At 65.0% G+C, this 20,626-nt stretch carries 20 protein-coding genes and 1 riboswitch; of the genes, 11 read left to right on the plus strand and 9 right to left on the minus strand.

From position 1 onward, the window contains the following. The first annotated feature begins 52 nt into the window (after positions 1-52). A complete protein-coding gene (locus tag AC1MBU_RS11295; RefSeq protein ID WP_404800683.1) occupies positions 53-1,315 on the plus strand; it encodes an MFS transporter in 1,263 nt (420 codons plus the stop codon). Here AC1MBU_RS11295 and smc read toward each other — a convergent pair. Continuing rightward, a complete protein-coding gene (smc, locus tag AC1MBU_RS11300; protein ID WP_479787215.1) occupies positions 1,290-4,862 on the minus strand; it encodes a chromosome segregation protein SMC in 3,573 nt (1,190 codons plus the stop codon). The genes AC1MBU_RS11295 and smc overlap by 26 nt on opposite strands. A 281-nt stretch (positions 4,863-5,143) precedes the next feature. On the opposite strand from smc, the gene AC1MBU_RS11305 reads away from it, so the two are divergent. The 3 genes from AC1MBU_RS11305 to AC1MBU_RS11315 are packed head-to-tail and all read left to right on the plus strand — an operon-like array spanning position 5,144 to position 9,740. Continuing rightward, positions 5,144-6,166 (plus strand): 3-oxoacyl-ACP synthase III, encoded by a 1,023-nt coding sequence (locus AC1MBU_RS11305; protein ID WP_277359099.1) that lies wholly within the window; start codon positions 5,144-5,146, stop codon positions 6,164-6,166. After that, entirely contained in the window at positions 6,160-8,754 is a 2,595-nt protein-coding gene (locus AC1MBU_RS11310) for an alpha/beta fold hydrolase (protein ID WP_479787216.1), read from the plus strand. The genes AC1MBU_RS11305 and AC1MBU_RS11310 overlap by 7 nt, the downstream gene beginning before the upstream one ends. Continuing rightward, complete coding sequence (locus tag AC1MBU_RS11315) at positions 8,751-9,740, plus strand: NAD-dependent epimerase/dehydratase family protein (RefSeq protein WP_346028192.1); 990 nt, start codon at positions 8,751-8,753, stop codon at positions 9,738-9,740. The genes AC1MBU_RS11310 and AC1MBU_RS11315 overlap by 4 nt, the downstream gene beginning before the upstream one ends. 123 nt (positions 9,741-9,863) lie before the next feature. Here the strand turns inward: AC1MBU_RS11315 and AC1MBU_RS11320 are convergent, their stop codons facing one another. The 6 genes from AC1MBU_RS11320 to AC1MBU_RS11345 form a co-directional block, all read right to left on the minus strand. Continuing rightward, positions 9,864-10,784 carry a C40 family peptidase gene (locus tag AC1MBU_RS11320; RefSeq protein WP_056548289.1) on the minus strand — a complete coding sequence of 307 codons (921 nt, stop codon included), beginning with the start codon at positions 10,782-10,784 and terminating at the stop codon, positions 9,864-9,866. Between the two features lie 4 nt (positions 10,785-10,788). Then, positions 10,789-10,968, minus strand: a riboswitch (cyclic di-AMP (ydaO/yuaA leader). A gap of 111 nt (positions 10,969-11,079) precedes the next feature. Beyond that, positions 11,080-11,361 carry a hypothetical protein gene (locus AC1MBU_RS11325; protein WP_056548287.1) on the minus strand — a complete coding sequence of 94 codons (282 nt, stop codon included), beginning with the start codon at positions 11,359-11,361 and terminating at the stop codon, positions 11,080-11,082. Between the two features lie 84 nt (positions 11,362-11,445). Then, positions 11,446-12,456, minus strand: a complete 1,011-nt coding sequence (gene mutM, locus AC1MBU_RS11330) for a bifunctional DNA-formamidopyrimidine glycosylase/DNA-(apurinic or apyrimidinic site) lyase (protein ID WP_346028190.1) — start codon at positions 12,454-12,456, stop codon at positions 11,446-11,448. A 15-nt stretch (positions 12,457-12,471) separates the two neighbouring features. Continuing rightward, complete coding sequence (gene rnc / locus AC1MBU_RS11335) at positions 12,472-13,203, minus strand: ribonuclease III (protein WP_056548283.1); 732 nt, start codon at positions 13,201-13,203, stop codon at positions 12,472-12,474. Positions 13,204-13,259: 56 nt separating this feature from the next. After that, on the minus strand, positions 13,260-13,463 hold the full coding sequence (gene rpmF, locus AC1MBU_RS11340; protein ID WP_056548281.1) for a 50S ribosomal protein L32: 204 nt from the start codon (positions 13,461-13,463) through the stop codon (positions 13,260-13,262). Between the two features lie 2 nt (positions 13,464-13,465). Next, the gene (locus AC1MBU_RS11345) at positions 13,466-13,999 is read right to left on the minus strand and encodes a YceD family protein (protein ID WP_082566049.1); all 534 of its coding nucleotides are present in this window, start codon (positions 13,997-13,999) and stop codon (positions 13,466-13,468) included. Positions 14,000-14,216: 217 nt separating this feature from the next. Between AC1MBU_RS11345 and AC1MBU_RS11350 the strand changes: the two genes are divergently transcribed. From AC1MBU_RS11350 to AC1MBU_RS11365, 4 genes are read left to right on the plus strand one after another with little or no spacing between them, the layout of a single operon-like run. Then, the gene (locus AC1MBU_RS11350) at positions 14,217-14,651 is read left to right on the plus strand and encodes a TOBE domain-containing protein (protein ID WP_471671779.1); all 435 of its coding nucleotides are present in this window, start codon (positions 14,217-14,219) and stop codon (positions 14,649-14,651) included. Next, positions 14,648-15,406: a molybdate ABC transporter substrate-binding protein gene (gene modA, locus AC1MBU_RS11355; RefSeq protein WP_479787217.1), complete on the plus strand. Its 759-nt coding sequence runs from the start codon at positions 14,648-14,650 to the stop codon at positions 15,404-15,406. The genes AC1MBU_RS11350 and modA overlap by 4 nt, the downstream gene beginning before the upstream one ends. A 17-nt stretch (positions 15,407-15,423) precedes the next feature. After that, positions 15,424-16,194, plus strand: coding sequence for an ABC transporter permease (locus AC1MBU_RS11360; RefSeq protein WP_479789769.1), 771 nt, complete (start codon positions 15,424-15,426; stop codon positions 16,192-16,194). Next, on the plus strand, positions 16,191-17,228 hold the full coding sequence (locus AC1MBU_RS11365) for a sulfate/molybdate ABC transporter ATP-binding protein (RefSeq protein WP_479787218.1): 1,038 nt from the start codon (positions 16,191-16,193) through the stop codon (positions 17,226-17,228). The genes AC1MBU_RS11360 and AC1MBU_RS11365 overlap by 4 nt, the downstream gene beginning before the upstream one ends. A gap of 4 nt (positions 17,229-17,232) precedes the next feature. On the opposite strand, the gene AC1MBU_RS11370 is transcribed toward AC1MBU_RS11365, so the two are convergent. Both AC1MBU_RS11370 and coaD read right to left on the minus strand, forming a co-directional pair. Continuing rightward, on the minus strand, positions 17,233-17,544 hold the full coding sequence (locus AC1MBU_RS11370; protein ID WP_471671782.1) for a hypothetical protein: 312 nt from the start codon (positions 17,542-17,544) through the stop codon (positions 17,233-17,235). A gap of 59 nt (positions 17,545-17,603) precedes the next feature. Next, positions 17,604-18,080 (minus strand): pantetheine-phosphate adenylyltransferase, encoded by a 477-nt coding sequence (gene coaD / locus AC1MBU_RS11375; protein ID WP_479787219.1) that lies wholly within the window; start codon positions 18,078-18,080, stop codon positions 17,604-17,606. A gap of 77 nt (positions 18,081-18,157) precedes the next feature. Between coaD and AC1MBU_RS11380 the strand changes: the two genes are divergently transcribed. From AC1MBU_RS11380 to AC1MBU_RS11390, 3 genes are all read left to right on the plus strand, one after another. Then, the gene (locus AC1MBU_RS11380; protein ID WP_471671783.1) at positions 18,158-19,384 is read left to right on the plus strand and encodes an aminotransferase class I/II-fold pyridoxal phosphate-dependent enzyme; all 1,227 of its coding nucleotides are present in this window, start codon (positions 18,158-18,160) and stop codon (positions 19,382-19,384) included. Continuing rightward, complete coding sequence (locus AC1MBU_RS11385; protein WP_346028186.1) at positions 19,381-20,157, plus strand: spermidine synthase; 777 nt, start codon at positions 19,381-19,383, stop codon at positions 20,155-20,157. Before AC1MBU_RS11380 ends, AC1MBU_RS11385 begins: the two co-directional genes overlap by 4 nt. 108 nt (positions 20,158-20,265) lie before the next feature. Further along, complete coding sequence (locus tag AC1MBU_RS11390) at positions 20,266-20,556, plus strand: DUF1540 domain-containing protein (protein ID WP_056548383.1); 291 nt, start codon at positions 20,266-20,268, stop codon at positions 20,554-20,556. The last annotated feature ends 70 nt before the right edge of the window (positions 20,557-20,626 follow it).

A 20,626-nucleotide genomic window follows, 5' to 3' on the forward strand; every position in this document is an offset into this window, starting at 1 on the left:
CACACGGCCGCCCGGCAGTTGGGGCGCGCAGAAACTGGGAGAATCATGAATCGTGGTTGCTTTCAGAAACTTTCCCCGGCGCACGAAACCCGGCTCCGCCGCTGAAGAACGCCCGCGCCTGCCGCGCGAGATCAAGGTACTCATCGCCGCGGCCTTCGTCATCGCGATCGGCTTCGGGCTCGTTGCGCCGGTGCTCCCGCAGTTCGCCCAGAGCTTCGGCGTGGAGGCGACAGCGGCTGCCGTGATCGTCAGCGCCTTCGCGTTCACCCGGCTTGTCTTTGCGCCCGCCGGCGGCAAGTTGGTCGAACGCCTCGGTGAGCGTCCGGTGTATGTGGCCGGCCTGCTGATTGTCGCGCTGTCGACGGCGGCATGCGCGTTCGCAGCTGACTACGGGCAGTTGCTGGTCTTCCGCGGCCTTGGCGGCATCGGCTCGACCATGTTCACAATCTCGGCGATGGGTCTCATTGTCCGTATTGCGCCGGCTGGGATGCGGGGACGGGTGACGGGCGCCTATGCCTCGGCGTTTCTCCTCGGAAGCATTGCCGGCCCGTTCCTGGGCGGATTGCTGGCCGGGTTCGGCCTGAGGGTTCCGTTTCTTGTGTATGCGGGCGCGCTGCTGATTGCGGCCGCCGTCGTCTTCTTCCAGCTCAAGGACTCCACGCTGGGCACCCGCACGGCAGCTGCCGCCCAGCCGGCCCTCACCGTGCGAAAAGCCGTCCGGGATTCGGCGTACCGGGCCGCGCTCGTGTCCGGCTTCGCAAACGGTTGGGCGTCCTTCGGCGTGCGCATGGCGCTCGTGCCGCTGTTCGCAGCGGCAGTGCTCGGAGCAGGCCCGGAGGTGGCCGGAATCGCCCTCGCCTTCTTCGCCGGCGGGACTGCACTCGCTCTGACAGTCTCCGGCAGGCTGGCCGATTCACTCGGCCGGAAACCGCTCGTACTCACCGGATTGGCCGTCAACGGCGCCGCGATGGCATGCCTTGGCCTCACCACGGATGTGACGACATTCCTCGCCGTCTCAGTGGTCGCGGGCATCGGCGCAGGCATCCTCAACCCGGCACAGCAGGCGGCTGTCGCCGACGTCATCGGCAACGACAGGAGCGGCGGCAAGGTGCTGGCCGCCTTCCAGATGAGCACCGATACCGGAGCCATCTTCGGGCCGATCCTGGCCGGGCTGCTCGTCGATGCCTTCTCCTACGGCTGGGCCTTCGGGCTCACCGGCGTGACGGCCCTGGCCGCTTTCCTGATGTGGACGGCGGCACGCGAGACGCTGGTCGATACGGACCTGTCCGTCAGGCGTCCACCAGCCGCTGGCTGATCACCGTAGACACGCCATCGCCGCGCATCGTCACGCCGTAGAGCGCGTCCGCCACCTCCATGGTGCGTTTCTGGTGGGTGATGACGATGAGCTGGCTTGACTCCCGCAGTTCCTCGAAGATGGTGATGAGCCGGCCAAGGTTGGTGTCATCGAGTGCCGCCTCCACCTCGTCCATCACATAGAACGGGGAGGGGCGGGCCTTGAAGATCGCCACCAGGAGTGCGACGGCGGTGAGTGACCTTTCGCCGCCGGACAGCAGTGAGAGCCTCTTGATCTTCTTGCCCGCCGGCCTCGCCTCGACCTCGATGCCAGTGGTCAGCATGTCCTCCGGATCGGTCAGGACCAACCGGCCCTCGCCGCCTGGGAACAAACGACCGAACACGCGCTCGAACTGCTCCGCAGTGTCCCGGTAGGCGGCGGTGAACACCTGTTCCACGCGCTCGTCGACCTCGCGGATGATGTCCAGCAAGTCCTTACGGGTGGCTTTGAGGTCCTCCAGCTGGGTGCTGAGGAACTGGTGACGCTCCTCGAGCGCCGCAAACTCCTCCAGCGCCAGCGGATTCACCTTGCCGAGCGCCGAAAGATCCCGCTCGGCCCGCTTGAGGCGCTTCTCCTGCTCTCCGCGGACATACGGCACGCCCTCACGGATGGCATTGCCGTCGTCGTCCACGGCCACGTGCAGCTCCGCCCACTTGTCCGCCGGCTGCGCGGGGGCCGGAACGGGTTGGTCCGGTCCGAATTCGGCGACCAGGTGATCCGCAGTGAGCCCCAGCTCATCGATAGCCCGGTTCTGAAGTGCCTCGATCCTCAGCCGCTGCTGGGCGCGGGCCAATTCATCCCGGTGCACGGAATCGGTCAACTCCGCCAGCTCTTCCATCAGCGACTCGTTGCGAGCGCGGACTCCGGCGAGCTCGGCCTCCCACGCGGACCGTACCTCGTCAGCAGCGTTCCGGGCGCGGCCGGCACGGTTGACTGAGACGTCGAGGAAGGCCACGGCCTGGTGCGCGGCCTTTCCTACGGCGGCTGCCTTGGCGCTCTGGAGCCGGCGGATCCTGGCCCGCTCCGCTGCCTGTTCCCGTGCTGCCCGCTCCGTCTGCGCCGCACGCTCCAGGGACACTGCCCGACTTGCGGTTGCCCGCAGCTGCTCCTCAGCGCTCCGCAGCGCAAGACGTGCCTCCATTTCCGCCTGACGCGCGTGTGTCGCGGCCAGAGCGAGCATGTCCCGGCTCTGGGTGTCGGGCTCAGCGTCCGCCGGAGCGTCCTGTGCGTGCGCGAGCCGTTGCGCGATTTCCTCAAGGCGGCCCTGCTCCGCGGCAAGGTTTTCCTCGGCCGCTTCCGCCAGGCGTGTCAGCCGCTCGGTTTCCCCTGAGGCGGAGCGCAGGACTGATCCCAGCTGGCCCAGCTTCTCTGCGACGGCAGCGAGCCGTGCATCCGACTCATGCAGCCTCTCCAGCGCCGCGTCTGCCCGTTCCTGAGCCTCCTTCCGCTGTGCGGTGGCTGCAGAAATCCCGAAGCGGGCGCGCTCGTTCCGTTCGGTAGCGATACGAAGGGCTTCGGTTGCCTCATCGACAGCTGCCTGAATTTCCAGGGTGCCGGGCGCCGCGGCAGTGCCTCCCCGCACTGAGACCGCCGTATAGACGTCACCCTCACGTGTCACTGCGGTCAGCGAAGGATGCCGCTGCACCAGATCCGCGGCGTCCGCAAGCGACTCAACGACGACGACGGCAGACAGCAGGGCGCGCACGGCCGCTTCCACGCCGCCGCGGCTGGTGACGAGCGAAGCGGCGGCGCGGGCGCCGTCGGGCAGCGCTTCAACGCCTGTCTCCTGACCGGCCGGGACCGCGACGAGAAGCTCGACCCGGCCGGCGTCGTCGTCCTTCATACGTTGAAGGGCAGCACCGGCGGCACCGAGCGATTCAACTGCGACTCCCTCGGACAACGAGCCCAGCGCGGCCGCTATGGCGGCCTCGTAGCCCGGCTCCACCGTCAGCAGCCCCGCAACCGGCCCGAGCACCCCGTCCATCCCGGCCGCCAACAGGGTCCTTGACCCGTCTTTGCGCTCCAGGCCGAGACGCAGGGCTTCGACTCGTGCCTGGAGCGCGCCGCGTTCCCGCTCGGCCGACCGCTCCTGCGCCTTGAGGTCTTCCAGCCTCTCCAGCACAGCGTCAAGGGCGGCGCCGGCTTCCTCATAATCGGCGTCCAGGCCCTCTTCGCCTTCCTCCGCACCGGCAACCTGCGATTCGAGCGCAGTGAACTCGCTCTGCGCACGACGACGACGTTCGGCCACCTCGACGACGGACTCGCGGAGCCTGCCCAGTTCTGCCTCCGCCGCTTCGACCCGGGACCGCGCTGCGCCCACCTGACCGGACAGCTTAGCGAGCCCTTCCCGCCGGTCCGAAGCTGCGCGCAGCAGCGACGCGAGGCGCTGCTCCTCGGCGGCGGCCGCGTCTTCCGCCTCGGCGCGCTGCTCGAGCGCGTCCTCAAGCATGTCGGAAAGCTCGGCAACGCGTTCGTGCAGCTCAGTCTCTTCGGCACGGACAACCGCGGCCTGCCGGTCCAACTCAGCGGGGTCACGCCCACCCTCCCCTGCGGTGTCCACAGACCCCAGCAGACGACGGCGCTCCTCGGCGAGGGCGCCGAGGGACCTGAAGCGTTCGCGGGCGGATGAAAGTCGGTACCAGGTGTCACGTGCTGCATTCAGCCGCGGGGTAGCCTCCGCGGCAAGGCCTTCAAGTTCCGCCTGCCGGGACCGCCCGGCCTCAAGGAGGGACTCGACCTCGGCACGCCGTTGCTTCAGTGCAGTCTCGTCAGCAATCTCCTGCTCGAAAGACGAGGTGAGCTGCACCAGGTCGTCGGCGAGCAGCCGCGCACGCGCATCGCGGGCCTCGAACTGCACCTGTTGGGCACGGCGGGCGACATCCGCCTGCTTGCCGAGCGGGGTCAGCTGCCGTCGCAGCTCGCCGGTGAGGTCGGTGAGCCGGGTGAGGTTGGCCTGCATGGCCTCGAGCTTGCGGACCGTCTTTTCCTTGCGCCGGCGGTGCTTCAGTATTCCGGCGGCTTCCTCGATGAACCCCCGCCGGTCTTCAGGTGTTGCGTGCAACACACGATCCAGCTGGCCCTGCCCGACGATGACGTGCATCTCCCTCCCGAGCCCGGAATCGGAGAGCAGCTCCTGGATGTCGAGGAGCCGGCAATTATTTCCGTTGATTGCGTACTCGGAGCCGCCCGCCCGGAAAAGGGTGCGGGATATTGTCACCTCTGAATACTCGATCGGCAGCGCTCCGTCGGCATTGTCAATGGTCAACGACACCTGGGCGCGGCCCAGCGGCGGCCTGCCGGAGGTGCCCGCGAAGATGACGTCTTCCATTTTTCCGCCGCGCAGCGTCTTCGCGCCCTGCTCGCCCATCACCCAGGCGAGGGCGTCCACAACGTTCGATTTGCCGGATCCGTTGGGACCGACGACGGCGGTGACTCCAGGTTCAAAGTCGAAGGTCGTCGCAGAGGCAAAAGACTTGAAGCCTCGAACGGTCAGACTTTTCAGGTGCACGGGTCTCGGGTCTCCAAAAAGGGATTGTTACCCATAATCTACTGCGTTCACAGCCGGTTTCACGGCATTTACCCACGCAGCTCCACCCGGGTATCTCCGGTGTCAACGTGCCGTTATCTGCCGGAGGAACTAGGCTTTCCTCAGGAACGTTAGTAACCGAAGTATGCTTATCATTTTCAGATTGGCATCCACTGCCGGCAAAGCGCTATCGGTTCCGGTGCAGCGAACAGCGGACCAGCGGACCACCCGCACAGGGAATAGACGGACACGAGGCAGGAAATTTGACCGGTAATTTCAACTTCCGACATCACAACACCGCGCTCCTCGGCGTGGAAAGTGTTGAGGCACCGGTCATCGTCACGTCTGCGGAATTCGATCGCATCCTCTCCCCGGCCCTGAAACGGCTCCGGCTGTCCAAAGGGCTTTTGCAGCGCGTGGCGGGAATCACCGAGCGGCGCTGGTGGGCACCCGGAACGGGATTCGAAGACGGCGCCATCGAAGCGGGCGCCAAGGCCCTCGCATCAACAGGTATCGCGGCTTCCCAGATCGGGCTGCTGATCAACACCTCGGTCTCCCGCACCAATCTCGAACCATCCGTTGCGGTGAAGATCCACAACGGTCTGGGGCTGCCGTCCTCCGCCATGAATTTTGATGTCGCCAACGCGTGTCTGGGTTTCGTCAATGGGATGACCCTGGCGGCAAACATGATCGAAGCCGGCCAGATCCAGTACGCCATGGTGGTCAATGGTGAAGACGCCCAGGCCACCCAGGAAGCCACCCTTCGGCGGCTGAATGAGCCAACGGCCACGCGTGAGAGTTTCATGCAGGAGTTTGCAACGCTGACCTTAGGTTCCGGCGCAGCCGCCGCCATTCTGGGCCCGGCGGATCTCCACCCGGGCTCCCACCGCGTCCTCGGCGGAGTGGCGCGTGCCGGTACTGAGCATCACGAATTGTGCGTCGGAGGTATCGACGGCATGTATACGGACGCACAGGGGCTGCTCGACGGCGGCCTGGAGCTGGTGGTTGACGCCTGGACCGAAGCCCAACAGGACTGGAACTGGTCGGACATGGACCGCTATGTCACCCACCAGGTGAGTACCACCCATACCAAGGCAATCATCGAAGCCGTCGATCTCGATCCAGCCCGGGTCCCCCAGACCTTCCCTCTCTGGGGCAACGTCGGGCCGGCGTCACTGCCCATGACGCTCGCCGCGGAAGCCCAGCGGCTTACTACCGGCGACCGCGTGCTGTGCATGGGTGTGGGCTCCGGCCTCAACACCGCGATGCTGGAGATTGAGTGGTAGAACTTCCCGGCGTCGACCCGTCGTGGTCGGCCTACCTCGACGTGCCGTCCACAGCCGACGTTGATCCGGCTGGAACCATCAACCGGTGGCACTACCTGGACAACCTGGCCTCCGTAACCGGTGATCTCCGCGGCACGCTGCTCTGTGTCCACGGCAATCCCACCTGGTCCTACCTCTGGCGCAGCTTGCTGGCCGCGGGTGCCGAGCACGGTTGGCGGGTCATCGCCGTTGACCAGCTCGAGATGGGCTATTCCGAACGGACCGGACGCGCCCGGCGTCTCGCCGACCGCGTACGCGACCTCGAGGATTTCGTCTCCGCGGTCGGGCTCAGCGGACCTCTAGTGACAGTTGGACACGACTGGGGCGGCGTCGTCAGCCTTGGCTTCGCCGACCGCAATCGCGCGAACCTCACCGCCGTCGTCCTGACCAATACGGCAATCCACCAGAACCCGGGCTCCCCCATTCCCGCGCCGCTGCGCCTCGCTCTCAGCGGCGCCGTGCACCGGGTGGGAACGTCGACAACAACCGCTTTCCTCGATACAACGCTTGCGCTGGCCCGCCCGCGTCTCACCCGGGATGTACGGGCGGCTTACCGCCTGCCTTACCGGACAGCCGCCCGACGCCGAGGCATCGAACAGTTCGTCGCTGACATTCCCGTTGGTCCCGGGCACCCAAGCCACGCGGAGTTGAGCCGGATTGCCGACTCCATCCGTACACTCGACGTGCCCGTGTTTCTGCTGTGGGGCCCGGCAGATCCGATTTTTTCGGACACCTATCTCGATGACCTGGCGGAACGCCTTCCGCAGGCTGATATACACCGCTTCGAGGGCGCAAGCCATTTGGTCGCTGAAGACCGTGACATCGCCTCGCCAATCTTTGATTGGCTTGACCACCGCACCGAGAACGACGACGACGGCCGTCCCGCCCGTCCCTCCGCAGCGTTCACCCCGCTCTGGCAGCAGATCCACGAGCGGAGCAGCGGTCCTGCTGCTGACATGCTGGCGGTGGCAGATATGGGAAGCTACGGTGCGGTGGCCGACTCGCTGTCGTGGAAGGAACTGGAGGACAGGGTCAGCCGCCTCGCCGCCGGCCTCAGCCGGATCGGAGTCAAGGCGGGAAGCAGGGTCAGCCTGATGGTTCCCCCGGGCATTGAGCTGACCACGTTGATTTATGCCTGCCTGAGATTGGGCGCTGTGATCGTGGTCGCGGACGCCGGGCTGGGGGTCAAGGGGCTCAGCCGCGCCGTTCGCGGCACTGTGCCGGACTTCCTCATCGGCATTGAACGCGCGCTCGTCGCCGGCAGGCTGTTCGGGTGGCCGGGCACCCGCGTCAGCGTCGGAGCAGCGCCACGGGCTCGGCTCCTCGGTGCGCGTCACCGCCTCGAAGACCTCCTCGCTGGGCACCCGAGCTATGCGGGCGATGATCCCGCCCCCGATTCCGACGCGGCGATCCTGTTCACCTCCGGATCGACAGGACCGGCGAAAGGTGTTGTGTACACACACCGCCAGCTGTCGGCGATGCGGGACACTCTCTCTGCAACTCTCAACCTTGCGCCGGGCAGCGCTCTCGTTGCTGGTTTTGCGCCCTTCGCCCTGCTTGGCCCCGCACTGGGAGCGGCTTCGGTTACACCCGATATGGACGTCACCGCTCCGCGAACGCTGACTGCACGGGCGCTGGCCGATGCCGCCGCGGCCATCGACGCCACCACGGTTTTCGCTTCCCCCGCTGCCCTGCGCAACGTCCTGGCCACAGCCTCGGGCATTGTCCCCGGCCGCAAGGATGCCTTGCAACGCGTCAGGGTGCTGCTTTCTGCGGGAGCCCCTATCCCCGTGAACCTCCTGGAGCAATTGCAGCCATTGGTACCCGGTGCCGCACTGCACACGCCCTACGGCATGACGGAAGCGCTGCCCGTCACTGACATACAGCTCGAGGACATTCGCGAGGCCCTGGACAGTTCGGTAGCAGGAGCCGGGAACGGCGTCTGTGTTGGACGAGCGGTACCGGGTGCGGAGGTCAGCATCAGCGCGCTTGACCCCACGGGCACTGCCACCGGTGTGCCCTCGGATTTGCCAGGCGTTACGGGCGAGATCCTCGTGCGTGCTCCGCACGTCAAAGACCGCTATTACCGGTTATGGATCACGGAGCGGGCATCATCACGCACCGCGGGCTGGCACCGCACCGGCGACGTCGGGCATCTCGACGCGGACGGACGGCTCTGGGTGGAGGGCCGGCTTGCACACGTCATCACGTCCGCAGACGGCGTTCTGACACCCGTGGGCCCCGAGCAGTCGATCGAACAGTTGAAGGAGGTTCGCCAGGCGGCCGTGGTCGGTGTCGGTCCAACGGGCACACAGGCCGTTGTCGCCGTCGTCGTTCCTGTGGAAGCTGCCGATCAGGCGGGCCTGGCGCCTGGCCCTTTGTCGGATATGGTCCGGGACGTTGTCCGGCCGGGCGGAGTCCGTCTCGCTGCAGTCCTCACGCTGTCCGCCCTTCCGACCGATATCCGGCATAACGCAAAAATCGACCGTACAGCAGTAGCTGCGTGGGCCGGCGACGCGCTCCAGGGGCGTGGGAGGAAGAAGCCGTGAAGGTCCTCGTCACCGGTGCCAGCGGGATGCTGGGCGGCGCGGTGGCGTCCCTGCTCCTGCGCAACGGCCGCGATGTCAGGACCTTCCAGCGGCGTCCCTCCGGTGTGCCGGGCGCGGAGGACCTAGCAGGTGACCTCGCTGACGGTTCCGCCCTTGCGAACGCTGTCGCGGGGGTCGACGCCGTCATTCACCTCGCGGCAAAGGTGTCTGTCACCGGCAATCCGGATGCTTTCTACCGCACCAATGTGCTCGGCACAGCTGGGCTCCTGGCTGCGGCCCGGTCCGCGGGCGTTCAGCACTTCGTGCACGTTTCCTCGCCGTCAGTGGCCCACACCGGAGCGTCGCTGGTTGGCGCGGTTGCCGGGCCGGCTCAGCCGGAGCTCGCCCGCGGATCCTATGCGCGCACCAAGGCGCAGGCGGAGATCCTTGCTCTCGAGGCGAACGACGGCCAGATGCCGGTCGCGGTTCTGCGCCCCCATATTGTCTGGGGACCCGGTGACACCCAGCTGGTAGAGCGGGTACTCAGCCGGGCCCGCGCGGGCAGGCTGCCACTGCTTGCCGGTGGAACCGCGCTCGTTGACACAACCTACGTGGACAATGCGGCGTCGGCCATCGCTGCCGCCCTTGACCGGATGGAGTACATCTCCGGATCCCCGCTGGTCATCACGAACGGTGAACCGCGCCCGATCGGTGAGCTCCTCACCCGCATTTGCTCCGCCGGCGGCGTCCGGGAACCCCGGAGATCGATCCCAGGCTGGGCAGGCAGAGCGGCCGGCAGCGTCGTCGAAAGTATCTGGCGCGCTTCCAAGGCCGACAGCGAGCCTCCCATGACCCGCTTCCTCGCGGAGCAGTTGTCAACGGCCCATTGGTTCGACCAGCGGCACACCAGGTCCCTGCTTGGCTGGACTCCGGAGGTGAGCCTGGACGAGGGTTTTGCACGCCTCGCCGCGCACTATGGCGATTCAGCGTCGCGCATCAGGCACTGATGTTCAGATAACTGACGGTTTGCGATCGGACCCTCAGCCTGCCACCTGTCGCGTTGGTTCATTAAATCCCGCTGGGAAGGACCTTTACAGGTCCTCCCCAGCGACGAGAGACTAACGCGAAGATTAGACGCGCACGAAGTAGGCGCCCGGCAGATCGCTCAGCGGGTGCTGCATGGTGAGGTTTGCACCATTCATTCCGCTGCTGATGACCTGGCCGTTGCCGGCGTAGACGGCTACGTGTCCGCCCGTGATGACAATGTCGCCCGGTGCAGGTGTGCTAACCGGGGTACCGTACGCAGCGAACTGTGCCGGTCCGAGATCGCCCGTACCAAGGGCCTTTTCGAGGAGCACGGTGCAATCCTGGATAGCACCGGCTGCGAGCTGGGCCCTAGCCGACGCGAGGATGCCTGCGCCGCTGGCGCTGCCCGAGTTGTCTGCAACCTGGATGTTGCTGGAGGCAAGGCTGATGCCCATGGTGCTGGTCTCGACCGGTGCCGGAGCAACAGCAGCTGCCTGTACCTGCACTGCAGGCGCGGCTGCCGGAGCTGCTACCTGAATCTGCTGTACCGGAGCGGGCGCCGGAGCTGCGGCAGGAGCCGGAGCGGCAGCAGCGCTACCGGAGAGGCTGATGACCTGACCCGGGTAAATGATCGAATCCCAGCCGAGGCCGTTAGCAGCGAACACGGCGTCCAGGCTGACGCCATAGTTCGCTGCGATCGAGCCGAGAGTGTCCCCGGACTGCACAGTGTGGGTAGGAGCATTGACGGCCGGAGCCGGCGCCACGGGAGCCGGAGCAACCGGAGCTGCCGGGGCCACAGGAGCGGCTGCAGCCTGGACGTTGGCCTCAACTGACGGTGCTGGGGTGTAAGTGGTGGTGCCCGCGCTTGCTGGCAGGGCCGCTCCGAACATGATTCCGGAAGCTGCTACAACAACGGCTGCTGGGCGGCCAACGGTGCCGGCGTGTGAGCTCACTGCCTTGGAAACGACCTGCATGGTGCTGGGCGGGGTTGCACGGTGGCGTGCGATATGACGGTTTTTGGACACGGAAATAGCCTCTCCCAATGCCGGCGGAGTTAGCTGTCGGATTCGGATGGGAGCCACCCGGACTACCGGTCTTGGACCGGTGAGTCTTCACCCCTAGGACTTCTGAAGAAGCCCGCTATCTGGTTCCCCCGCTCCTGCCGCAGTGTGTAGCGAACGGACCTTCCGACGGCGGCAGGATTAGGCAATCCACCAGAAGGAAGCCGGGCTTTTGAGCCCGGCGTGTCCATAACGTTACATTCTTTCGGGCTGGATGTCACATTTCAATCACGAGAAACGCCGGTTCAGCCGCGCCGGATTAGATTTTGTACTCGTCCTGCGCGCTTTTGGGGCCGTCCTGATCGCCATTGCGGTGCATGGCTGACTGCGCCTTTTTCAGGGCCTGCTCTGCCTGCGCCTGAACCTCCGGAGCCTTCGTTTTTACCGTCTCCGATGCCTGGGAAACCTTGTCCTGGACCTTCGGGTTGTTCCAGAGCTCGTTGGCCTTCACTTTGATCTGCTCATAGCTTGCACGACCGGCCCGGGCGCCCAGAACGTAGCCTGCTGCCATACCTGCTGCAAAAACCAACTTGTTCTTCATCGCGATACTCCTGACGTGTCGGGTACTGAGATACTGAGATATCGAATCTAGTCAGCTTACTTACTTTTGTCACGTCGGAGCCGCTCACCAGCGTCCGTTACGCGGCCGTGGCTGGCACCTGGGGCACGTGTATGAGGACCGGTTCATGAAGGTGTCGCGCCGGATCAGGGAATCCAAACCATTCTCGAAGCATCGCCGACAGGGCTTCCGCTCCCGCCCGTAGGCGTTCAGCGCGCGCTCAAAGTATCCGGACGCGCCGTTCACGTTTACGTAAAGCGAATCGAAGCTGGTGCCGCCTGCCTCGAGCGCCCGGATCATGACGTCCCTACACGACTCGACCAGTCGCGAGGCTTCTGCACGCCGAAGGGTGTCAGTGGGGCGGGCGTAGTGCAGCTTCGCTGCCCACAATGATTCGTCGGCATAGATGTTTCCGATTCCCGAGACGAGCGTCTGGTCGAGCAAGGCGCGTTTGAGCCCCGTGCGGCGGGAATGCAGCTTGCGATAGAAATCCTCGAAGGAGAATGCAGGGTCCAGCGGGTCACGTGCGATGTGCGTCGCTTCAACCGGCACCAGGGGAACGAGGTCCTCCCCCAGTCCGCCGGGAAGACCATCAGCTGTTGCCACCATGCTCGTGACAAAAAGCCCGCCGAAGATCCGCTGGTCCACGAAACGAAGCTCCTCCGGCACCGGCTGAGGCCCAGCAGCCGGAGACAGCCGAAGGCGAACCTTCAGGTGCTTCTCGTCCGGCTGGGTGCGGTCCTCGACCAGCAACTGGCCGCTCATTCCAAGATGAGCCATGAGCGCAACTGGCGGCCTGCCGTCCGGGAGTTCCTTTGAGGACGCCAGGTCCGGTGACGGCGCAGGCCGGGAGCCGCCGTCGTCATCGGTGAGGGTAAGGGGCAGCCAGAGGAACTTGCCCCGACGCACGGCATCGCTGACGCGGGCTCCGATGAGGTTTCCAATGAAATCCTCGATGCCGAGGGCATGGCGGCGGATTGAACGGGGGTCCAGGACGTCGACCGCCTCGATGCGGCGCCCGCGGACCCAGCGCGCGAGACCCCTGCGCACTACCTCCACCTCAGGAAGCTCAGGCATAACGAGGTGCAAAGATCACGTGGAGTGGCGGAGCTGTGCGTCCGCGTGTGCGAGAGGCAGTTGGTTTACCTCAGGCTGAAGGAGCTTCCACGAGGCAGAGGCAGCCTCTTGCTCGGCCTCCTTCTTGGAGCGCCCGGAACCCGAACCGTAGGTCGCTCCGCCGATCACCAGGACGGCCTCGAACCGGCGGTCATGGTCAGGCCCGAAGCCCGTCACCTTGTAGTCGATAACCCCCATGCGCTGTGCCGCGGCGATTTCCTGGATGCTGGTCTTCCAGTCCGTTCCGGCGCCAAGGGCTGCGGCGTCCCGGAGCACCGGACCGATGATGCGCATGACGAGGCACCGTGCGGTCTCCATGCCGTTGCTGAGATAGGTGGCGCCGATGATGGCTTCCATGGTGTCAGCAAGAATTGAGGATTTGTCCCAGCCATTGGTGAGCTTCTCTCCCTGTCCCAGGAGGATGTGCTGCCCGAGATCAAGGCCGCGGGCAATCTTCGCGAGGGCGCGGGTACTCACCACCGCCGAACGCCTCTTGGCGAGTTCACCCTCTGAAAGATCAGGATTGTCCCGGTAGAGAGCGTCCGTGACCGAAAGCCCGAGGACGGAGTCGCCGAGGAATTCGAGGCGTTCGTTGGTAGGGATTCCGCCCTGTTCATACGCATAGGACCGATGTGTCAGGGCAAGACGAAGCGTCTCGGCGTCAATAGTGACACCGAGACGCTTCAAAAGATCTTCTGAACTCTCCACGCGGCGACGCTTTCGCGATCGAAGCCTCAAGCACCGTAAACCGGTGCTCTTGGCGTTTAGACGTCGGCTACCTTGCGGCCCTTGTACTCAAGGAACAACTCAGTGCCGGCGGAATCGGTGACAACCTTGGCCTGGTGGGCAAGGCTGTAAGTGACGCGACCGTTCTCCACCGTCTTCACCAGCTTGGGAGCAACAGCCTTCCACTGGGACCGGCGTGCACGCGTATTCGAGCGGGACATTTTCCGCTTGGGAACAGCCACGACTAACTCTCTTCTCTCTTGTCTGACTCTGTCTTAACTTCTGGTTCCGCTGCCTCAGGGCCGGCGGCCGCACCGGCCAACCCTGTCAGAGCAGCCCAGCGGGGGTCAAGGACCTCGTGCCGGTGTCCGGGGTCATCTTCCAGGCGAGCACCACATTCAGCGCACAAACCCTGGCAGTCCTCCCGGCATACCGGTTGGAACGGCAGCGATGTCACTACTGCGTCCCGCAGCACCGGTTCGAGATTGACTGTGTCATTCTCGACCTGACGCTGCAGGTCCTCCTCTTCATCCTCCGCCATCTCAGGGGCGTCGTAGTAGAAGAGTTCCTGCACATCGACACTGGTGCCGTAGCTGAGCGGGTCCAGGCACCTACCGCATTCGCCGGATACTTCGACGTCAACGGTTCCCGATACCAGGATCCCCTCGTGCACAGCCTCGAACCTCAGGTCCAACTCCATGCTGGAGCCTTCCTGAACGCCGATGAGCGCCACACCAAAATCTTTCGGCGCGGGCACATGTTCTTCGACTGTCCGCATGCTCCCCGGGCTGCGCCCAAGATCCCTGACGTTGAAGACCAGGGGCGAACTGAGATCGCTTTTGATGAAAACTCCTGTAGAACATGTGACCGACGAACCATCTTAGCCCGAAACCAAGCCCCGCCCCAAACCCATTCCGCCATGGTCTCGACCGGGATGGAAAAATCTGTTCAGATACGGGTCATTTGGTTGCACATACCACGATAGGTTGGATGTTATGACTCAAGTACGCATCCGAGACGCCGCGCAGTTTCTGGGCGTCAGTACCGATACCGTGCGCCGCTGGATCGACGATGGAATCCTGGGCGCTAAGCGCTCATCGGGTGTCCTCTCTGTCGACGGACTGGAGCTCGCACGCCTGGCACGCGATCGCGCTGTCCTTCCCGCAGACCCGCACGGTGTTGCAACGTCCGCCCGCAACCGCTTTGTGGGGCTGGTGACAGAGGTAACCAGCGACAGAGTGATGTCGCAGGTCGAGCTCCAGTGCGGACCGCTCCGGGTTGTTTCCCTGATGAGCAGCGAAGCGGTACGCGAGCTTGGGATAGAGCCGGGCACCGTTGCTGTTGCTGTCATCAAAGCAACTAACGTCATCGTTGAGACATCAGCGGATAATTTCACCTCTCAACCCCGATCAGCCGGCGGCCCCAGGTGACGCGCCGCTTGCGCAGGCTGGTGAGCGCCGTCGTCGTCGTGTGTGCCCTTGCCTCCTGCAGCAACACGGATCCGGCGGCGGATGGCGTCCTCAACGTCTACGCAGCCGCTTCACTCCAGGCCCCCTTTGAGGAAATCGCCACTGAATTCGAAGCCGTCCATCCAGGGCTGAGCGTGCAACTGAACCTTGCGGGATCATCGGACCTGGCGACGCAGATCATCGCCGGGGCGCCCGCCGAGGTCTTCGCCCCGGCGAATACTGCCACGATGGAGCAGGTAGCTGCCGAGGGCCTGCTGGCCTCGCCGTCGAAGACGTTTGCCACCAACGTGCTGACCATCGCAGTGGCAGCGGGAAACCCGCTCGGCATCGAATCTCTTGAGTCACTCACAGAGCCTGGTATTGCCACGGTGCTGTGCGCTCCGCAGGTGCCCTGCGGAGCCGCGGCTGCGGCAGCGCAGGAAGTAGGCGGCGTCTGGCTTGAGCCCGTCAGCGAGGAGGGCTCGGTTACCGACGTCCTTGGCAAGGTCTCCTCCGGGCAGGCCGACGCCGGGCTGGTCTATGTCACCGATGTTGACGCCTCGGGCGGCGCCGTGGACGGCGTACCGTTCGATGCCGCCGCGCAGGCAGTAAATACCTATCCGATCGCAGCGGTTGGAAGCAGCGGGGATTCGGCCTCGGACTTCATTGACCTCGTCCTTGGAGGGAGCGGCCAGGAGATACTGTCCTCCCACGGCTTCGGGAAGCCCGACCAGTGACCGGAGTCTATTCCGGAATGCCGCGCTGGCTTCTTGCGGTCGCAGCGGCGGGTGCCCTGTTCCTCATTGTGCCGCTCGCCGCACTCGTTCTTCGCGTGGACTGGTCCCGGTTCGCAGAGTTGGTAGCCTCCGACTCCTCACGCGCCGCGCTGCTCCTGAGCCTCCAGACCTCAGGAACAAGTACGTTGCTCTGCGTCCTTTTCGGTGTACCCATGGCGTTCGCCCTCGCGCGCACCCGGTTCAGGGGCCAGCGCGTCCTCCGGGCGCTCGTGCTCCTGCCGTTGGTGCTGCCGCCTGTGGTCGGCGGTATCGCTCTGCTCTACACGTTCGGCAGGCAGGGCTTGCTTGGCGAGTCGCTGCGGGTGTTAGGGGTGGACATCGCGTTCTCGACCGCCGCCGTCGTGCTGGCGCAGACTTTTGTCGCGCTGCCGTTCCTCGTGCTGAGCCTCGAGGGCGCCCTGCGCACTGCAGGTACCCGGTACGAGGCCGTCGCTGCAACGCTGGGGGCGGGACCCACCACGGTGCTGCGGCGGGTAAGCCTCCCCCTCGTGGGGCCCGGGATCGTTTCCGGTGCCGTGCTGTCCTTCGCGCGCGCCCTCGGCGAGTTCGGGGCGACGCTGACGTTCGCCGGAAGCCTGCAGGGCGTCACCCGGACGCTGCCGCTCGAAATCTATCTGCAGCGGGAGACTGACCCGGACGCCGCGGTGGCGTTGTCCCTCGTGCTCGTCGCGGTTGCGGTGCTGGTGGTCGCCGTGGCGCACCGGATTCATGAGGGCAATGCACCATGAGCCTGGATTTCACCGCGCACGTTCCAGCCCGGGATTTCGACGTCCGGTTCTCCCTCGCCACCGGAGAGACGGTAGCGCTGATGGGGCCTAATGGCGCTGGGAAATCCACGCTGCTCAGCGTGCTGGCCGGCCTGCTTCGCCCGGACTGTGGCTCGGCCACCCTGGATGGAAAAACCCTGTACGACGACGGCGAGTGGCTTGCGCCGCATACCCGCGGTATCGCCCTGTTGGCGCAGGATGCGCTGCTTTTCCCGCACCTTTCGGTTCTGGAGAACGTTGCCTTTGGCCCCCGGTGCGCCGGCGTGCCGCGGAGCGCAGCCCGCAAAGAAGCCCACCGCTGGCTTCGAGAAGTGGATGCAGCCGATCTTGCACACCGCCGGCCGGTGAGCCTTTCCGGCGGACAGGCGCAACGGGTGGCCGTTGCACGGGCGTTGGCCGCTGAGCCTGCGCTTCTGCTGTTGGACGAGCCATTGGCTGCACTGGACATTTCGGTGGCACCAATGGTGCGCAGGATGCTCCGACGGGTACTCGAGGGGCGAAGCGCGATCATCGTCACCCATGACATCGTCGACGCTCTGCTGCTGGCCGACCGCGTTGTGATTGTCGACGGCGGGCGGATCGTTGAGGACGGACCCACCCGGCTGGTCCTCGAACGGCCGCGCAGCAGCTTCGCTGCAGGACTCGCCGGGGTGAACCTCATGACCGGCACGACAACGCGCGATGGTCTCCTTACGCCGGGAGGCGTACAGCTGGCGGCGCTGCGGGATCGGGATCTTCCGGCGGGCGAGGAGGCTGCTGCCGTCTTCAGCCCGCGCGCCGTGGCGGTCCACCGGCTCCGACCGACAGGTAGTCCGCGGAACGTGCTGGCCGTGACCATCACCGACCTCGAGCAGCACGGCGGACGCACCACTGTGCGGGCCGATCATCTGAGCGCGGAGATCACCACGGCGTCTGCAGCGGAACTCGACCTGCTGCCGGGGGCAGAGGTGTACTTCAGCGTGAAGTCCGCCGAAGTTGAGATCTATCTGCGCTGAGCCCTCAGCGGCTGTCGGCTTTCCGATCGACAGCATCTTCGGGCGAACCAGCAACCTGCGGCGCACCGGCGTCGTGGTTTGAAGACGCCGGCCCGGTGTGCTCGGTAGAAACCTCCGACAGGAGGTCCCTGTCATCAAGTTCCTCGTTCAGCTCCTCCTGCCGGTGTTCCGTCTCCGGGTCCGGGGTGCCTTCCTCGACGTACTCGACCTCAAGCTGACGATGCACCTTGCTGTTGAGGACCTCTACCTGGTTATCCTCAAGCTGATTCAGGTTGTCAGGAAACGTGTCCTGAGGCTTGATTCGGCTCTTGCCCACTGTGTCCTCTTTTGTCCGCCCGGCACTGGTATTCCTGATTCTACTGAAGCGTAGGCAATTCAGTGGGCATCTTCGTTCAGCCGCTTGAGCACAGCCTTGGGAACAAAGGGCGAAATGTCACCGCCCAGGCCCGCGACCTCCTTCAAAAGCGTCGACGAGAGGTGCGAGTAGCTTGCCTCCGCCGGTATGAACACGGTCTCAACTCCGGCCAACTGGCGGTTCATTGCAGCCATCGGCAGCTCGTACTCGAAGTCCGCGCTTGACCGCACGCCCTTGACGATCAGGTTTGCACCCTGCTTCCGGCAGAAATCCGCCAGGAGTCCGTCGCCCATGTGCAGCACAGAAACGCCGCGGAGGAATGTGAGAGTTTCGCGGGCAATCTCCAGCCGGTCCTCGAGCTCGAACCGGTACTTCTTGGCGTAGTTGGTGGAGACTGCGACGATCACTTCGTCGAAAAGGCTGGCGGCACGGGCAATAACCTCGAGATGCCCATTGTGGATGGGGTCAAAGGATCCAGGGCAGACGGCTCGACGCATACAACGAATCTACCGCGTGAGAGGAGGGTTTTCAGTCGTGTCCCAACCGGAATCGCGGGTTCGGGATACTGGATGACATGGAATCGAACCAATCCGCCGCGGCAAGACCACTCTCCGGTTGGCAGCGAACCGCCCGGGGTGCAAACCTTCTCTCCCCCGACGGCAGCCTCGGAACCGTTATTTTTGAAGAGATAACGGCGCTCGCCGGGCAGCACAATGCGATCAACCTGGGCCAGGGCTACCCGGACGAGGACGGGCCTGAACTCCTCCTGAATGCCGCCCGCGAGAACATCGCCTCCGGTATGAACCAGTACGCCCCCGGGCGTGGGCTCCCCGTGCTCCGGGAGGCGATTGCAGCTCACCAGCAGCGCTTCTACGGACTGCCCCTTGACGCCGAACGGGAAGTTGTTGTGTCCACCGGCGCCACTGAGGCGATAGCCGCGTCAATCCTCGCCTTCGCCGGACCGGGGGACGAGGTGCTGACGTTCGAGCCGTTCTATGACTCCTACGGTGCCATCATCGGCCTCAGCGGAGCCCGGCACACCACTGCGCCGCTGGTCGCGCCGGCGTACCAACCGGATCTGGAAGCCCTTGAAGCCGCCATGAGCGAGCGTACCCGGGTGATCGTGGTGAATAACCCGCATAATCCCATGGGCACCGTGTTCACCCGGGAAACGCTTGTCCGCGTCGTTGAACTGGCCGAGCGCTTCGGCGCCATCATTGTCACCGACGAGGTGTACGAGCATCTGACGTTCGCAGCGACACATATCCCGGTAGCCACTCTGCCCGGCGCATGGGAGCGCACAGTCACGATCTCCTCAGCAGGAAAGACGTTTTCGGTGACCGGCTGGAAAATTGGTTGGTTGACCGGGCCTGCTGACCTGGTGGATTCAGTCCGCAGCGTGAAATCCTTCCTCAGCTACAGTTCCGGCACTCCGTTTCAGGGCGCTGTGGCGCTCGGGTTGGGCCTGGAGGACTCCTTCTACCGCTCGATCGCCGACTCCCTCCGGTACAGGCGGGACCTCCTGGGGGAAGGCCTCAGTGCCGCCGGCTTTGACGTCTTCACCCCGCAGGCGACTTACTTCACCGTCGTCGATGCAGCTCCGCTCGGCGTCACCGATGCCGTCGCCCTGGCCAGGCGCATGCCGGAACTGGTTGGTGTGGCGGCAATCCCCGTTCCGGTGTTCTGTCATGAGGCAGGAGCACGGCGCACCCGCTCACTCCTGCGCTTCGCGTTCTGCAAGAAGGAGGAAGTGCTCGCCGACGCGGTACACCGCCTGTCCTCGCTCCGGGAGCGGCTGTGAGCGTGCCGTCCCGCTACCTCCGCGCGGCAGGTGCGCATGCTGAAATTGACATGGATGCCTATAACGACGGCGCCTTCATCCTGAGCATCGGCGGTGCGCAGCAGTCGCACGTCGACCTCGCCGATCCACACAACGTTTTCTATGAGTACCTCCGCCGGATCGCGAACGTCCTTGACGTGTTCAAGCCAGCCGGGGAGCCGATACGCGTCCTGCACCTCGGAGCAGGTGCACTGACCCTGGCCCGTTACGTACAGGCCACCCGTCCCGGATCCCGCCAGGTTGCCGTCGAGCGCGAGCGGGAACTGCTTGCTTTCGTGGTGGAGCACCTGCCGCTACCACCGGGTACCGACTGCGAGCTACTGGTAGAAGACGCGAGCGACACACTCGCCGCCTGCACTGAAGGTGCGTTTGACGCCGTCGTTCTCGATGTGTTCTCCGGTGCCGACGGGGCCACCGAATTGGCCACGCCGGAGGTTTACCGCCTGCTCACCAGGGCTGCCGCACCCGGCGGCGTTGTGCTTGTGAACGTAGGCGATGATCCTCCGCTGACCTTCGCCCGCGAACAGGCGCGCCTGCTGCTGGAGACCGGGTACGACGTCGCGGCGCTGGGCGAGACCGCCATGTTCACCGGGCAGCACGCGGGAAACATCGTGCTGGCGGCGTCAACATGGTGGAACCCGGCGTGGACGGCGCCCCTTGCGGCTGCGGGACCGCATCCGGCCGCACTCCTGACCGGCGCCGACTACACGGATTTCGCCGGTAGAAAGCGCTGATTTACGCGCAGTTTTCATGCGCTAAAGAACCCGTGTCACGGGCCATAACCCGCAGTACCGTTGAACTACTGCACGGACAATTTTCCGATCACCGTTGATGGAGGAATCATGACAACGGAAGTCACTGAAGTATCCGATTGCACCGTTCACACCTGCGCCTTCAACCACGACGGCTGCACCGCGTATGCCATCACAGTCAGCGGCAGTCCCGAGCACGCTTCCTGCGCAACCTTCATCGATACCTCGGAGACCGGCGGCCTGCCGATGGTCCTTGCGCATGTGGGTGCCTGCCAACGCAACGAGTGCGTTCACAACAGCCATCTCATGTGCAACAAGCACGACGTGAAGATCGGGTCCGGTTCTGATCTGGCTGACTGCCTTTCCTACCAGCCACGGTAGCGCCGCTCCGGCATGAATAGTGCCCGTCCCCTGCATCTGTGGCTGCAGGGGACGGGCACTCCTACGTGCA

The organism is Arthrobacter sp. PTI12 (assembly GCF_056679915.1).